Source organism: Salinimicrobium sediminilitoris (assembly GCF_020866905.1).
GTDB lineage: Bacteria > Bacteroidota > Bacteroidia > Flavobacteriales > Flavobacteriaceae > Salinimicrobium > Salinimicrobium sediminilitoris.
The window spans coordinates 908506-921783 of the sequence record NZ_JAIVCC010000005.1; the positions used below are offsets into that span (position 1 = coordinate 908506).

Sequence of the window (13278 nt, forward strand, 5' to 3'; positions counted from 1 at the left end):
ACCCAATCCGGAATAGCTGAAATATTGTCTGCTGTTCCGGTAAAATAATAATTTATGTTACAGGAAATCATACTTCCCGACTTTGAAAATTCCGGCGGCAGCCTTCAAAAAATTCATGTGTTTTTTCGCTTTTTTGGCAGGGAAGCCGGCACTGCGCCTGTAGTGCTGGTGAATCATGCCCTTACGGGAAATGCCGATGTCACGGGAGAGAAAGGCTGGTGGAAGGAACTGATTGGTCCCAACAAATGTATCGACACCAACAGGTTTTGCATCCTGGCGATCAACGTTCCCGGCAATGGCGCAAGTGGGAATAGTGAACATCTGTTGCACAATTACACAGAATTTACCATACATGATGTGGCCAGGATCTTTTCCTCTGTTCTTGAGGAGCTGAAGATCGAAAGCCTTTTTGCAGCCATTGGTGGATCAATCGGCGGAGCTCTTGCCTGGCATCTGGCAGTGCTAAAGCCAAACCTCATACAAAACCTAATTCCCATAGCGACCGATCTCAAGGCTACCGACTGGGTGCTGGGGCAGTGTAAGGTACAGGACCAGATCCTCAACAATTCGGTAGATCCCATTCACGATGCCCGCATGCACGCGATGACTTTTTATCGTACTCCGGCTTCCTTTTCAGCAAAATTCCGCCGGAAAAGGAACGAACTCAATTTCCAGTTTGAAGTGGCGAACTGGCTAAGCTATCACGGCAGGAGGCTGGAAGGCCGGTTTGAACTCGCAGCTTATAAGCTAATGAACCATTTGCTTACTACCATAGATGTTTCGGGAGGGAAAGGGGAACCTTCAGCAGCTGCTAAAAAGATCAGCGGGAGTATCCATCTTATAGGGATCGATAGCGACCTGTTTTTTCTTCCGGAGGAAATAAGGGGAACCTATCGGGAACTTTCCGAAGTAAAGGAAAATGTGAGTTACCACGAGATCAAGTCTATTCATGGCCACGATGCTTTTCTTATCGAATATGAGCAGTTATCACAAATTTTAGATTCCATTTTTAATCAAAATAACACACAAAATGAAGAAAATAAATATAGTTCTCTTTGGAACCGGTAACGTAGGAAGTATCCTTGTAAATCAAATTTTGCAGGCCCGGGAATCACTTCAGCAGAAAGAAGACCTTGAGATCAACCTGCCCGTCATCGCTAATTCTACAACAGCTTTTTTTCAAAAGGAGAATCAGCAGCCTTCGTGGGAAGCCGATCTAAAGAATTTCGGTTTTCCTTATAAGCTGGAGGATATTCTGGATTATGTGCAAAAACAGCAGTACGAGAATCTTATTGCCGTAGATGCTACGGCCAGTGAGGAATTTGTGGATAATTATCTTGATCTTATTCGTGGCGGTTTTCACATCGTTGCCGCCAATAAGGTAGCCAATACCCTTTCGTCTCAATTCTATACTCAATTACGGGAAACGTTGCAGGAGCACAACAAGCATTTTCTCTATGAGACAAACGTGGGTGCCGGATTGCCAGTTATTGAGACCCTGCGGAATTTTTATCGTGCCAATGAGCGGGTGACAAAGGTGAGGGGAGTATTTTCAGGTTCTCTTAGCTATATCTTCAATACCTATTGCGAGGTGGAAAAGGCATTTTCGGAAGTTCTTACCGAAGCGGCCGACAAAGGTTTCACAGAACCCGATCCACGGGTAGACCTTTCTGGAAAAGATGTTGCCCGTAAGCTGTTGATCCTTGGCAGGGAACTGGGGTTACAAAAAGAGTTTGAGGAGATAAGCATTCAGGACCTGGTGCCGGTTCATCTCAACGGGCAATCTACCCTCAAGAATTTTCAAAAGAAAAAGAAGGATCTGGACCCGATTTTTCTGAAACTAAAAAAGGATCTTAGGCATGATGAGGTACTACGGCATGTTGGCGAGCTGGATCTTCAAACCGGAATTCTGGATGTGAAACTGGTGACCGAAAACCGAACTTCTGCCCTTGGCAGCCTTAAAAATGCCGATTCTTCCTTTGAAATATTTACAGAATCTTATGGCGAGCAGCCTTTGGTCATTAAAGGCGCGGGTGCAGGAGCCGCAGTGACGGCACGTGGAGTTCTTACAGATTTAATTAAATTAGCCGAAAAATTACCCTCATGAAGATCCATCTAAAAAGGCTCAACGACAACTACCATTTTGAAACAGTTAATGAACGCGGCAATGTAATTCATCTCGATAACAAGAGTGAACCGAATCCGCAGGGAGCAAGCCCCATGGAGTTGCTACTCATGGGAATTGCCGGCTGCAGCGGAATTGATATTGTAATGATCCTGAAAAAACAACAACTGGAGATGACTAATCTGGAGATGGATGTTGAAGGTTTTAGAGTTGACGGTGCTGTTCCCAATGTTTTCACCAGAATTCACCTAAAGATCTCAATTGATGGGGAAATTCCTGAAAATAAAGCAAAAAGAGCAGTAGATCTTTCCCTGGAAAAGTACTGTTCAGTTGCAAAAATGCTGGAAAAGACAGCCGAAATTACTTCGGAAGTTATATTGAACGGTTCTCCGGTGAGTAAGTAATTCCGGCACCTGACCCCATGAAAAAATTGCTGTTTCTTGTTATGCTGATCTCTGCGACTGTTTTTTCGCAGGAGAAGCATTACTCGTTGGAGGCAAATTATTTCTACGGAAGCATTTGGGAGCACAACCCGAATATCTCTCACCTTATTACCGAACATCCCTATGGGCTCCTGCTGCATTTCAACCGGAAGACTTACGGGGATGAGCCCTGGGAGAGGCGGTACAATTATCCCAACGTGGGATTTTCGCTCTCCTATCAGGATCTTAAAAATGAGCATTTAGGCGAAAATTTTGGCGCTTATGCACATCTGGGTTTTTACCTTTTAAATAGGCACCTTTTGCTAAAAGTAGGGCAGGGCCTGGCAGTGACCACGAATCCGTATCATCCCGATGACAATTACCGCAACAACGCCTACGGCTCCCGCCTGCTCAGTTCCACCATTTTCACCGGAAATCTTCAATTCGAAAATCTTCTAGGCGGCCTTGGATTCCAGACAGGCCTTGCATTGATCCATTACTCCAATGCCGATTTCAAATCTCCAAACAGCTCCACCAACACCCTGGCCTGGAGCGCCGGATTGAATTACGATTTTGACCACGGCTCTCAAAGAGAATTTATTCCCAAGGATCCAAAAATGCCATTTTCGGCACCCTTTAGGTACAACTTTGTTTTGAGAAGCGGAGTGAATACGACCGGGGTAATAGGATCGGAATCTTATCCTTTCCTAACACTTTCAGCTTATGCCGATAAGGCTTTGAACCATAAGAGTACGTTACAGGCGGGAGCAGAACTTTTCCTGTCACGGGCAATGGAAGAATATATTTATTTTCATTCGGTCGCTTTTCCGCTTGACGGTTCGGCGGGAGATGAAGACGCGAAGCGGGTTGGGATCTTTGCGGGACACCAATTGACCTTCAGGAAGCTTAGTCTCATTACGCATTTAGGATACTATGTTTACTATCCGTACGATAAATATGTGGACAGGATCTACAATCGCGTTGGTTTGCAAAGAGAGATATGGAATGACCTTTTTGGATCTGTAACCGTCCGCTCGCATGGCGCAAATGCCGAAGCAGTTGAATTTTCAATAGGATACCGGTTATGAATGTGCTGCTGAAAAAATACCTGCCAATATTGCCTTTTTTGAGCCTGCTGCTTTTTCTGGGCTGTGATACAGAAGACGCACCCGATTGTTTCCAAACCGCCGGGAAGAAGATTACAAAAGAAATTCAGGTAGAAGCTTTTCACGAACTCATTGTTTACGAGGATATCAACCTGTTTATTGAGCAGGGGACAGAACATAAGGTTGCCGTGGAAACAGGGGAGAACCTAATGAAGGAGATCTCTGCTGAAGTCGTTGACGACAGACTTATTCTGCGAAATTCCAACGGATGTAATTTATTGCGGGATTATGGTCTTACCAATATCTATGTTACCGTCCCTAATCTGGAGTGGCTGCAAAATTCAGGGAACCGCGTTATAAAAAGTGTGGGGGAATTACATTTTCCGGACATCTGGCTGCGTAGTCTTAACCAGGAACGCGCAAAAGGAGTGTATACGGTAGGGGATTTTGATCTGCATTTGGTCTCAGATCATGTGCGGGTGACAGGGGATGATTTCTCTAATTTCTTTCTCCGTGGGGAAACAGATCATCTTGATCTTTACATTGCAAATGGCGACGGCAGGGTGGAAGCGCAGGAAATGATCGCAGAGACAGTGGAGATACAGCACCGCGGGACGAATAAGTTGCTCGTTAATCCGCAGCAGGTGTTGAATGGGGAAATAAGAAGTACGGGAGATGTGATCTCTGTCAACCGGCCACCCATAGTTCAGGTGGAGACGTTTTATACCGGCAAGTTGATCTTTGAGTAAACCCTGACAGCGGTTAAATTCCAACCAAACCTGCAAGATCTTTTTTCTTTTAGCCACGGATGCACGGATAATTTTCTGATTCTGCCGGAGATTCAATTCTGTTAGCGGTTTTGGATATCCGAATTAATCTGCAAGGTCTTTTTTGGACCTTGTAGGTTTCTACCTGAAAAATAAGACCTACAAGGTTTTAAAAACCTTGCAGGTCTGGTGGAGGTGGGTTGATTATTTCTTCAGCGTCAATTCCGAAAATAAATTCTCAAGGTTCTTATTTTTCCGGTTTAATTGTAGGGTTTTTAATCCGTTGTCGTGGGCGAAGTCGAACACTGTGGGGCGCATATCTTTTTCAGTGTCAAAGGTGAGCTCATAGACAAATCCAACGATATTATTAATATTTAAAAGGTAAGGCAGGCGCTGCAGGGCAACTTCTTCAATGCGGTAGTCAAATTCTACCTCAATGATCTGCACCTGTTCGTCGCGTAATTCCGCAAGACTTTTATCGGCTACGATCTTTCCTTTGTTGATAATTATCACCCGCTCGCATAAGGCTTCCACTTCGCGCATGATGTGGGTGGAGAGAAAAATGGTTTTTTCCCTGCCGGTTTGTTTGATCAATTCCCGAATTTCGACCAATTGGTTAGGATCCAATCCGGTGGTAGGTTCATCCAGGATCAAAACTTCGGGATCGTGTAAGAGGGCATTTGCAAGGCCTACCCGCTGCCGAAAACCTTTGGAAAGTTGTTCGATCTTTTTATTGGCTTCGGGCAATAATCCGGTCTGAATAATTACCTCTTCAATTCGGCTTTTTGGCACCTTGTAAATGAGCGCATTGAACTCGAGGTATTCCCGCACGTACATTTCGGTATAAAGGGAATTATGTTCTGGTAAATATCCGGTGCTTCTTTGTGCCTCCAACATCTCTTCTGCAAGGGGATGACCGTTAACAGTAGCTTCCCCCGAAGATGGCTGCAAATAACCGGTAAGGATCTTCATTAAAGTTGATTTTCCCGCGCCGTTGGGACCGAGAAAGCCTACAATTTCCCCTTTTTGAATAGAAAAGGAAACTTCGTCAAGGGCCTTTTGCTCCCCGTAATATTTTGAGATCTTATTTACCTGTATGGACATAGCAGCTTTTTTTCAAAAGTAAATCAACTTTTTCAAAAGAAGGAAATTTTAGAAGGAGAAGTCCGGAGCAAGGGAATTCTACTAAATCGTTCTCGTGAATTATTACAAAAAAAATATCGTTTTCTGAAAATATGTACTACATTAGCTTTTCACAAAGATGAGAATGAGCAATTTATTTATCTGGAACGCCTGGTATTATTTTTATTTCTATAACAGAGATAGGATCGGGAGTGCCATATAATTAAACTAATAGTTATAACTGAAATCCCGATGTAAGCATCGGGATTTTTTTTTGCCATAAAATGGAAGAAAAAATAGCAATACAGGGAATAAAAGGTTCGTTTCACCACCAGGTTGCCGGGGAATACTTCAGGCAGGATGTGCAGGTAGATGAATGCCGCTCCTTTCGGGAAGTGGTGGATAGTTTGTTGACCAACCGGTCTGTTAGTGCGGTAATGGCCATAGAGAATTCCACGGCCGGTACTATACTTCCTAATTATGCTTTGATCGACGAAAACAATCTTCAGATAAAAGGGGAGCATTACATACCCATTTTTATGAATCTTATGGCGCTTCCGGGGCAAAAGATCGGAGATATTAAAAAAGTCTGTTCTCACCCAATGGCATTATTACAGTGCCAGGATTTTTTCAAAGATCATCCGCACATTGAACTTATAGAAGATACGGATACTGCAGATGTGGCTAAAAGAATAAGCGAGCAAAGACTTAAAGGGGTTGCGGCTCTCGCCAGCAAGTCTGCAGCCCAAATCTATGATCTGGAGATCCTGAATGAAGGAATACAGACTATGAAGAGCAATTCCACTCGCTTCCTGGTGCTTTCCTCCAAAAATGCGGCCCCTGTAGTCACCGGATCTAATAAGGCTTCTCTCAAGATCATTCTTGAAAACAAAAAAGGAAGCCTGGTAAGTGTACTAAATATTTTACGGGATTTTGATCTTGATATGACCAAGATTCAAAGTGTTCCGGTAGTTGATATCCCCTGGAAGTATGCATTTTTTATAGATGTGCTGTTTCAGAATGAAGAGGAATTTCAAAAGGTATTGGGAATACTTTCAGGATTAACTGAAGAATTAAAAGTATTGGGGATTTATAAAAACGGGTTATTATGATAGCACAAGCCAGTAGATTAAATCATGTTGAAGAATACTACTTCTCAACAAAATTGAAGGAAGTGAGGGCTTTACAAGATTCCGGGAAGCCTATTATTAACCTGGGCGTGGGAAGCCCAGACCTTGCGCCACCGCCACAGGTGATGACGGCTTTACAAAAGGCCTTGCTCAACCCAGATGCTCACCAGTATCAGCCGTATCGCGGAACTAATGACTTTCGGAAAGCTATAGCAGAATTCTACCAGAATTTCTATAACGTAGACCTGAATTCAGAAACTGAGATCCTTCCCCTCATGGGCAGCAAGGAAGGAATAACGCATATTTCTATGGCGTTTTTAAATGAAGGAGATGAGGTGCTTGTGCCAAATCCCGGCTACCCCACCTATGCTGCTGTTAGTCGTTTGGTGGGAGCCAGTACGGTGTTGTACGATCTTAGTGAAGAAACCGGCTGGCTGCCCAATTTTGAGCAACTGGAAAAGAGGGATCTAAGCAGTGTGAAATTAATGTGGGTAAATTACCCTAACATGCCCACCGGTGCGGTGGCAAAAAAGGCAATTTTTGAACAGCTTATTGCCTTCGGAAAAAAGCATAGCATTCTTATAGTAAATGACAACCCATACAGTTTTATCCTGAATGAGGAGCCGGAAAGTATCTTGAAGTATGCCGATGATACAGACGGCGTGCTGGAGCTGAATTCTTTAAGTAAAAGTTTTAATATGTCCGGCTGGCGAATTGGGATGCTTTGCGGAAGTGAAAAACACATCAATTCTGTCCTGAAAGTGAAGACCAACATGGACAGCGGAATGTTTTTCCCGCTACAGGCGGGTGCGGCAATGGCATTGAGACTTCCGCCAGACTGGTTTAGGGAGCAGAATAAGATCTACCTGCGCCGGAAAGAGGAAATAAGCATATTGGCAGATGCCCTTGACTGTAGTTTTACCCAAGATCAAACCGGAATGTTCCTTTGGTGCAGGGTACCAAGAGGTATTACTTCGGAAGCTTTTGTAGATCATCTTTTAAAGCAGTATCATATTTTTGTGGCCCCGGGATTTATTTTTGGGAGTCAGGGGGAAGGGTACATCCGGTTCTCTCTTTGTTCTTCCGAAGAAACTATTATTAAAGCCTGTAAAAGATTATCGGCATGAAGGTTCATATTATAGGTTTAGGTTTAATAGGCGGGTCTTTTACATTGGGATTGCGGAGAGAATTTCCGGAAGTGGAAATTTCCGGGAGTGATGCAAATGAAGCTCATCTCGATAAGGCGCAAAAACTCAGGCTCATTGACCGTCCTGCAGGGTTGGAAGCATTAGATCATGCAGACGTGGTGATTATTGCCGTTCCTGTTGATGTGGCAAAGAAAGTGGCCGTTGAGGTCCTTGATAAAGTAAGGGCAAATACGCTTGTTTTTGATGCAGGTTCGACAAAATCGGGATTATGTGAAGCGATAGAGCAGCATCCTAACCGACGAAACTTCCTGGCGGCTCATCCTATTGCGGGTACAGAATTTTCGGGACCTTCAGCCGCTGTAGAAGACCTCTTCAGGAATAAAACCAATATTATTTGTGAAGTGGAAAAAACAGCTTTTAAACTTCAGGAAAGAGGGTTGGAAATATTTCAGAAGCTGGGAATGCGCATTAGGTATATGGATCCCAAGTCCCACGACCGGCACATCGCTTATGTTTCTCATCTGTCGCATATCAGCTCTTTTATGTTGGGAAAAACCGTGCTTCAGAAAGAGCAGAACGAAAAAGACATTTTTGACCTGGCAGGAAGTGGATTTGCATCCACAGTGCGACTTGCGAAGAGTTCTCCCGCTATGTGGACCCCAATTTTTCAGCAGAACAAAGGCAACATCCTGGAGACACTGGAAGAATATATTAGCAACCTTACCAAATTCAAAAATCTTATCGAAAATGATGATTTTCAGGAGGTTTTTCTGGAGATGGAACGAACAAATCATATTAAAACGATTTTAAACGGAATAAACTGATCATAAAATGGAAAATAAAAAGGAACTGAGAACCTGGTTGGACAATTTTGGACTGGATCATCCCCTTGTAATTGCCGGCCCCTGCAGTGCAGAAACTGAGGAGCAGGTACTCAAAATAGCACACCAGTTAAAAGACACCGATGCCACAGTTTTAAGGGCAGGGATATGGAAACCGAGAACCCGCCCGGGTAATTTTGAAGGTGTGGGTGCGCTTGGGCTAAAATGGCTTCAGAAAGCAAAAGAGGAAACCGGAATGTTGACTACGACGGAAGTTGCCAATCCAAACCACGTGGATCTCGCTCTCAAACATGATATTGATATCCTGTGGATAGGCGCACGAACTACGGTTTCTCCTTTTATTATTCAGGAAATTGCCGATGCTCTTAAAGGTACAGACAAGGTTGTGCTTGTAAAAAATCCGGTGAACCCCGATCTTTCCCTTTGGCTGGGAGCGGTGGAGAGATTTTACACTAGTGATATCAAAAACCTTGGGGTGATCCACCGCGGATTTTCCACTTACGAAAAGACCAGGTATAGGAATAATCCTGAATGGCAGATTCCTATTGATCTACAGACAAAATTCCCCGATTTGCCGTTGATCCTTGATCCGTCGCACATTGCCGGAAACAGGACGTCGATCTTTGATCTTTGCCAGACCGCTCTGGACCTTAACTATGACGGACTCATGGTAGAGACACACTACGATCCCGATAATGCATGGAGTGACGCCGCCCAACAAATTACACCGGCCACACTGGTGCAGTTTATGGAAGATTTGAGGATTAGGAAAGTGATTTCAGAAAGCGAGGAATTTAAGTCCAAACTTCAGAGTTTGAGAGCGATGATAGATATTGCCGATACTCAATTACTGGACGTGCTATCGAGAAGAATGAAGATATCTGATGAAATAGGGAAAGCTAAAAAATCACAGAACGTAGCGGTGCTGCAAAATCAGCGATGGAGTGAAATTCTGGAAAAAATGACCGGGGAAGGGCAGCAGAATGGATTGAGTGAAGAATTTATCATGAGGATCTTCAAAGCTATTCACCAGGAGTCAATCGACCACCAGGAGAAGATCATGAGGTCTATGCAGTAAAAGACGAGGGTTGTTATTGCAGGTGCAGATACTGCAATGTTGTAAAATAATAGGTATTGAAAATTTATAATGTAATTTTGCCTATCTAGTTAAGAGTACAGAATATATGGTTTTGAGTGCTACTTTTTTCCTATTGCGGAAAGCTCCAAAACCTAAAAAAAATTTATGACAGGAACTGTTTACAAATCTACCGGAAGCTGGTACCAGGTAAAAGCTGATGACGGACACTTTTATCAATGCCGAATTAAAGGAAAGTTCAGGATCAAGGGTATTAAAAGCACCAATCCTGTGGCTGTGGGAGACCGGGTGGAATTTAAACTGGAAAATACTTCCGAAGAAGATCAAAACGGGGTGATCACAGGGATCAAGGAGCGGGAAAATTACATTATCCGCAAATCGGTAAACCTGTCAAAGCAAACGCATATTATTGCCTCAAATATTGATCAGGCTTTTTTACTGGTGACCATGAAAAGTCCGCCAACCTTTACCATTTTTATTGATCGTTTCCTTATCACTGCGGAAGCTTATGAGATCAAGGCAATTTTGCTTTTCAACAAGATAGATACCTATAATGATGATGAGCTGGACGAGGTGAAATATCTCGCAGCCATGTACCGGCAAATTGGTTATGAATGTATAAGGATTTCGGCAAAGACCGGAAAAAATGTGGAGAAGGTAAAAGAGCTTATGAAGGGGAAAACCAGTCTAATCTCCGGTCATAGCGGAACAGGGAAGTCTACTTTGATCAATGCGATCGAACCTAAACTGGACCTAAAGACTACCGAAATTTCTGAGCAGCACCGTCAGGGCCAGCATACCACTACTTTTGCTGAAATGTATGATCTTGATTTTGGTGCCCAGATCATTGATACTCCCGGGATAAAAGGTTTTGGGGTAGTAGATATCGAAAAAGAAGAATTAGGGAATTATTTTCCGGAGTTCTTTGCGCGGAAACAGGATTGTAAGTTCTATAATTGCCTTCACCTGGAAGAGCCTAAATGCGCTGTAAAAGAGGCGTTGGAAGCCGGGGAGATCCCCTGGTCCCGTTACAAAAGTTATCTGCAAATATTGAAAGGCGAAGACGAACAGAATTATCGATTTGACAATCACCAGCCCGAATGAGAGCAGTAATACAAAGAGTTTCTAAAGCATCGGTCACTATAAATGGTGTCAAAAATGCTGAAATTGGTAAAGGTTTATTGATCCTGTTGGGAATAGTTGAAGAAGATACTTCCGAAGATATTGCATGGCTATGCAAAAAGATCGTGAACATGAGGATCTTTAATGATTCCAATGGAGTGATGAATGATTCTCTACTTGACGTGAATGGGGATGGTATAGTGGTAAGCCAGTTCACCCTGCATGCGAGCACAAAAAAAGGAAATCGTCCCAGTTATATTAAAGCCGCCAAACCCGACGTTGCTATTCCTTTATACGAGGAATTTGTAAACCGATTTGAGCAGGAGCTTGGAAAAGCAGTAGGCACAGGAGAATTTGGTGCAGACATGAAAGTGGAGCTATTAAATGATGGGCCTGTGACTATAATTTTGGATTCAAAAAATAAGGAATGATAGAATAGCCCTTTCGGGGTTCTAACCCTGAAAGGGTTCAAAATAAACATAATGAACATACAGGATTCTCAAAAAGCAGTAGATAACTGGATCAAAGAGCACGGGGTGAGGTATTTTAATGAGCTCACCAACATGGCGCAGCTTACCGAAGAAGTTGGGGAAGTGGCCCGCATTATTGCCCGTCGTTATGGGGAACAAAGTGAAAAAGAGAGCGACAAAGCAAAGGACCTGGGCGAGGAACTTGCCGATGTTGTGTTTGTGGTGCTCTGCCTTGCCAATCAAACCGGCATCAACCTCCAGGAAGCCTTTGATAAAAAACTTGATCTCAAATCTCAGCGGGACAAAGACAGGCATAAAAACAATAAAAAATTAAAATAAATGCGCATTTTAGAAGACATTAAAAATCCGGATTACTGGACAAAAGTTTTCCAATTAGGAGTTATCTTTTTTGTAATATTCGTGGGACTTTCATTGATCATCTCTCATTTTCGCCAGATCATGTCGGGGGATTTTAGTGCTATTTACCAGGATGAATTTGCGGATGGGAAATGGGTAGAATATATTCTTGTTAAGGCTGCAATAAGTCTTGTGTATGCAATGTATATGACCAGTAGGCGCAAGAATTTCAAAAGAGAGTAATCTATGCAGCTGCAGCTTTCTATTAGGAGCCGGGAACTTGCCGGCAGGATCTCTGTTACCGGTTCAAAAAGTGAATCAAACAGGCTTCTTATATTGCAGGCGCAGTTTCCTTCCATTGAAATTCAAAACCTTTCCAACAGCGATGATACCCGGGTACTTCAAACTGCTCTTACTTCTTTAGAAGAGGTTATAGACATTCATCACGCGGGTACGGCAATGCGGTTTTTAACCGCTTACCTGGCATCTACCGAAGGCCGGGAGGTAATTTTGACCGGTAGCCAAAGAATGCAGGAACGACCAATCGGGATTCTTGTAGATTCACTTCGGGAATTGGGAGCAGAGATTTCTTATGAAAACAAAGAAGGTTATCCACCTTTACGCATCAAAGGAAAAAAGTTGGTTAAAAATGAAGTGAAAGTATTGGCAAACATCAGTAGCCAGTATATTTCGGCTTTGATGCTGATTGCACCCGGAATGCCGGAAGGTTTGCATATACACCTGGAAGGAAAAGTAACTTCTGTACCTTATATCTTAATGACCCTTCAACTCCTGAAGCAGTGTGGGATCTCCGGAAGCTTTGAAAACAATAAAATTTCTATCGGGCCACAAAAATCGGTGCCAAAAACTGAAATTACTGTAGAATCTGACTGGAGTTCAGCTTCTTATTTTTACAGCCTCGCAGCCCTTTCGAATTCGGCAGAGATTATTCTAACTTCCTATCGGGAAAATAGTTTGCAGGGAGACAGAAGCGTAGCAGAGATCTACCGAAAATTAGGTGTAAAAACCACCTTTTTGGAAGGTGAGATAAAGCTGGAGAAAACTGAAATACTACTTCCCAATATTCTGGAGCTGGACCTCTCCAACAGCCCCGACCTTGCGCAGACGATTGCCGTCACCTGCTTTGGCCTTGGAATAGAAGCCCGGTTAACAGGTTTGCATACCTTAAGGATCAAGGAAACAGATAGGCTTCAGGCATTGAAGAACGAGATTGAGAAGCTTGGGGGTAAGGTTTCAATTACAGAGAATTCGCTGCAGCTTTCAGCTTCCGAAGAAATAAATTTAAATATTTCAATCGATACTTATAATGACCATCGTATGGCACTGGCTTTTGCACCTTTGGCCTTAAAAGTGCCAATAGGAATCAAAAATGCCGGGGTGGTGAGTAAATCTTTTCCGGGGTTTTGGAAAGATATGCAGCAGCTTGGGTTTTCTGTAGAAGATTCAGCGGTCGACTAAAAATTTTTCAAAAGAACCCGTTGTGTGGCCGCGTCAATTAACAGATTTCTTAAATAAACCTGCATTTACTTGACAACGCCTATCTCGAGGTC

15 protein-coding genes are annotated in these 13278 nt (G+C 43.2%); 14 read left to right on the top strand and 1 reads right to left on the bottom strand.

Going from position 1 to position 13278, the window contains the following annotated elements; translation table 11 throughout:
* Positions 1–54 precede the first annotated feature (54 nt).
* Genes LA313_RS09230 through LA313_RS09250 form a run of 5 tightly spaced genes read left to right on the top strand, consistent with a single transcriptional unit; the run spans position 55 to position 4402 of the window.
* Positions 55–1068: an alpha/beta fold hydrolase gene (locus LA313_RS09230; RefSeq protein ID WP_228914396.1), complete on the top strand. Its 1014-nt coding sequence runs from the start codon at positions 55–57 to the stop codon at positions 1066–1068.
* The gene (locus tag LA313_RS09235) at positions 1031–2107 is read left to right on the top strand and encodes a homoserine dehydrogenase family protein (protein WP_228914397.1); all 1077 of its coding nucleotides are present in this window, start codon (positions 1031–1033) and stop codon (positions 2105–2107) included. The genes LA313_RS09230 and LA313_RS09235 overlap by 38 nt, the downstream gene beginning before the upstream one ends.
* Positions 2104–2529: an OsmC family protein gene (locus LA313_RS09240; protein ID WP_228914398.1), complete on the top strand. Its 426-nt coding sequence runs from the start codon at positions 2104–2106 to the stop codon at positions 2527–2529. The genes LA313_RS09235 and LA313_RS09240 overlap by 4 nt, the downstream gene beginning before the upstream one ends.
* A 17-nt stretch (positions 2530–2546) precedes the next feature.
* Positions 2547–3635 carry an acyloxyacyl hydrolase gene (locus tag LA313_RS09245; RefSeq protein ID WP_228914399.1) on the top strand — a complete coding sequence of 363 codons (1089 nt, stop codon included), beginning with the start codon at positions 2547–2549 and terminating at the stop codon, positions 3633–3635.
* Positions 3632–4402: a head GIN domain-containing protein gene (locus LA313_RS09250; RefSeq protein ID WP_228914400.1), complete on the top strand. Its 771-nt coding sequence runs from the start codon at positions 3632–3634 to the stop codon at positions 4400–4402. The genes LA313_RS09245 and LA313_RS09250 overlap by 4 nt, the downstream gene beginning before the upstream one ends.
* 222 nt (positions 4403–4624) lie before the next feature.
* Here LA313_RS09250 and gldA read toward each other — a convergent pair whose 3' ends face one another.
* Entirely contained in the window at positions 4625–5524 is a 900-nt protein-coding gene (gldA, locus tag LA313_RS09255; RefSeq protein ID WP_228914401.1) for a gliding motility-associated ABC transporter ATP-binding subunit GldA, read from the bottom strand.
* 302 nt (positions 5525–5826) lie between these two features.
* Here gldA and LA313_RS09260 point away from each other — a divergent pair, with 302 nt between their 5' ends.
* The 9 genes from LA313_RS09260 (at position 5827) to aroA (ending at position 13186) form a co-directional block, all read left to right on the top strand.
* A complete protein-coding gene (locus LA313_RS09260) occupies positions 5827–6654 on the top strand; it encodes a prephenate dehydratase (protein WP_228914402.1) in 828 nt (275 codons plus the stop codon).
* On the top strand, positions 6651–7799 hold the full coding sequence (locus LA313_RS09265; protein WP_228914403.1) for a pyridoxal phosphate-dependent aminotransferase: 1149 nt from the start codon (positions 6651–6653) through the stop codon (positions 7797–7799). Before LA313_RS09260 ends, LA313_RS09265 begins: the two co-directional genes overlap by 4 nt.
* Positions 7796–8644, top strand: a complete 849-nt coding sequence (locus LA313_RS09270; protein ID WP_228914404.1) for a prephenate dehydrogenase — start codon at positions 7796–7798, stop codon at positions 8642–8644. Before LA313_RS09265 ends, LA313_RS09270 begins: the two co-directional genes overlap by 4 nt.
* A 7-nt stretch (positions 8645–8651) precedes the next feature.
* Positions 8652–9740: a chorismate mutase gene (locus LA313_RS09275; RefSeq protein WP_228914405.1), complete on the top strand. Its 1089-nt coding sequence runs from the start codon at positions 8652–8654 to the stop codon at positions 9738–9740.
* Between the two features lie 165 nt (positions 9741–9905).
* On the top strand, positions 9906–10862 hold the full coding sequence (gene rsgA / locus LA313_RS09280) for a ribosome small subunit-dependent GTPase A (RefSeq protein ID WP_228914406.1): 957 nt from the start codon (positions 9906–9908) through the stop codon (positions 10860–10862).
* Positions 10859–11311: a D-aminoacyl-tRNA deacylase gene (gene dtd / locus LA313_RS09285; protein WP_228914407.1), complete on the top strand. Its 453-nt coding sequence runs from the start codon at positions 10859–10861 to the stop codon at positions 11309–11311. Before rsgA ends, dtd begins: the two co-directional genes overlap by 4 nt.
* Before the next feature lie 51 nt (positions 11312–11362).
* The gene (locus LA313_RS09290; RefSeq protein ID WP_228914408.1) at positions 11363–11689 is read left to right on the top strand and encodes a nucleotide pyrophosphohydrolase; all 327 of its coding nucleotides are present in this window, start codon (positions 11363–11365) and stop codon (positions 11687–11689) included.
* A complete protein-coding gene (locus tag LA313_RS09295) occupies positions 11690–11950 on the top strand; it encodes a hypothetical protein (protein WP_228914409.1) in 261 nt (86 codons plus the stop codon).
* 3 nt (positions 11951–11953) lie between these two features.
* On the top strand, positions 11954–13186 hold the full coding sequence (gene aroA, locus LA313_RS09300) for a 3-phosphoshikimate 1-carboxyvinyltransferase (RefSeq protein ID WP_228914410.1): 1233 nt from the start codon (positions 11954–11956) through the stop codon (positions 13184–13186).
* The last annotated feature ends 92 nt before the right edge of the window (positions 13187–13278 follow it).

Coding starts and splice junctions, on each gene's coding strand:
- LA313_RS09230 (WP_228914396.1), top strand. CDS start 55: ATGTTACAGGAAATCATACTTCCCGACTTTGAAAATTCCGGCGGCAGC.
- LA313_RS09235 (WP_228914397.1), top strand. CDS start 1,031: ATGAAGAAAATAAATATAGTTCTCTTTGGAACCGGTAACGTAGGAAGT.
- LA313_RS09240 (WP_228914398.1), top strand. CDS start 2,104: ATGAAGATCCATCTAAAAAGGCTCAACGACAACTACCATTTTGAAACA.
- LA313_RS09245 (WP_228914399.1), top strand. CDS start 2,547: ATGAAAAAATTGCTGTTTCTTGTTATGCTGATCTCTGCGACTGTTTTT.
- LA313_RS09250 (WP_228914400.1), top strand. CDS start 3,632: ATGAATGTGCTGCTGAAAAAATACCTGCCAATATTGCCTTTTTTGAGC.
- gldA (WP_228914401.1), bottom strand. CDS start 5,524: ATGTCCATACAGGTAAATAAGATCTCAAAATATTACGGGGAGCAAAAG.
- LA313_RS09260 (WP_228914402.1), top strand. CDS start 5,827: ATGGAAGAAAAAATAGCAATACAGGGAATAAAAGGTTCGTTTCACCAC.
- LA313_RS09265 (WP_228914403.1), top strand. CDS start 6,651: ATGATAGCACAAGCCAGTAGATTAAATCATGTTGAAGAATACTACTTC.
- LA313_RS09270 (WP_228914404.1), top strand. CDS start 7,796: ATGAAGGTTCATATTATAGGTTTAGGTTTAATAGGCGGGTCTTTTACA.
- LA313_RS09275 (WP_228914405.1), top strand. CDS start 8,652: ATGGAAAATAAAAAGGAACTGAGAACCTGGTTGGACAATTTTGGACTG.
- rsgA (WP_228914406.1), top strand. CDS start 9,906: ATGACAGGAACTGTTTACAAATCTACCGGAAGCTGGTACCAGGTAAAA.
- dtd (WP_228914407.1), top strand. CDS start 10,859: ATGAGAGCAGTAATACAAAGAGTTTCTAAAGCATCGGTCACTATAAAT.
- LA313_RS09290 (WP_228914408.1), top strand. CDS start 11,363: ATGAACATACAGGATTCTCAAAAAGCAGTAGATAACTGGATCAAAGAG.
- LA313_RS09295 (WP_228914409.1), top strand. CDS start 11,690: ATGCGCATTTTAGAAGACATTAAAAATCCGGATTACTGGACAAAAGTT.
- aroA (WP_228914410.1), top strand. CDS start 11,954: ATGCAGCTGCAGCTTTCTATTAGGAGCCGGGAACTTGCCGGCAGGATC.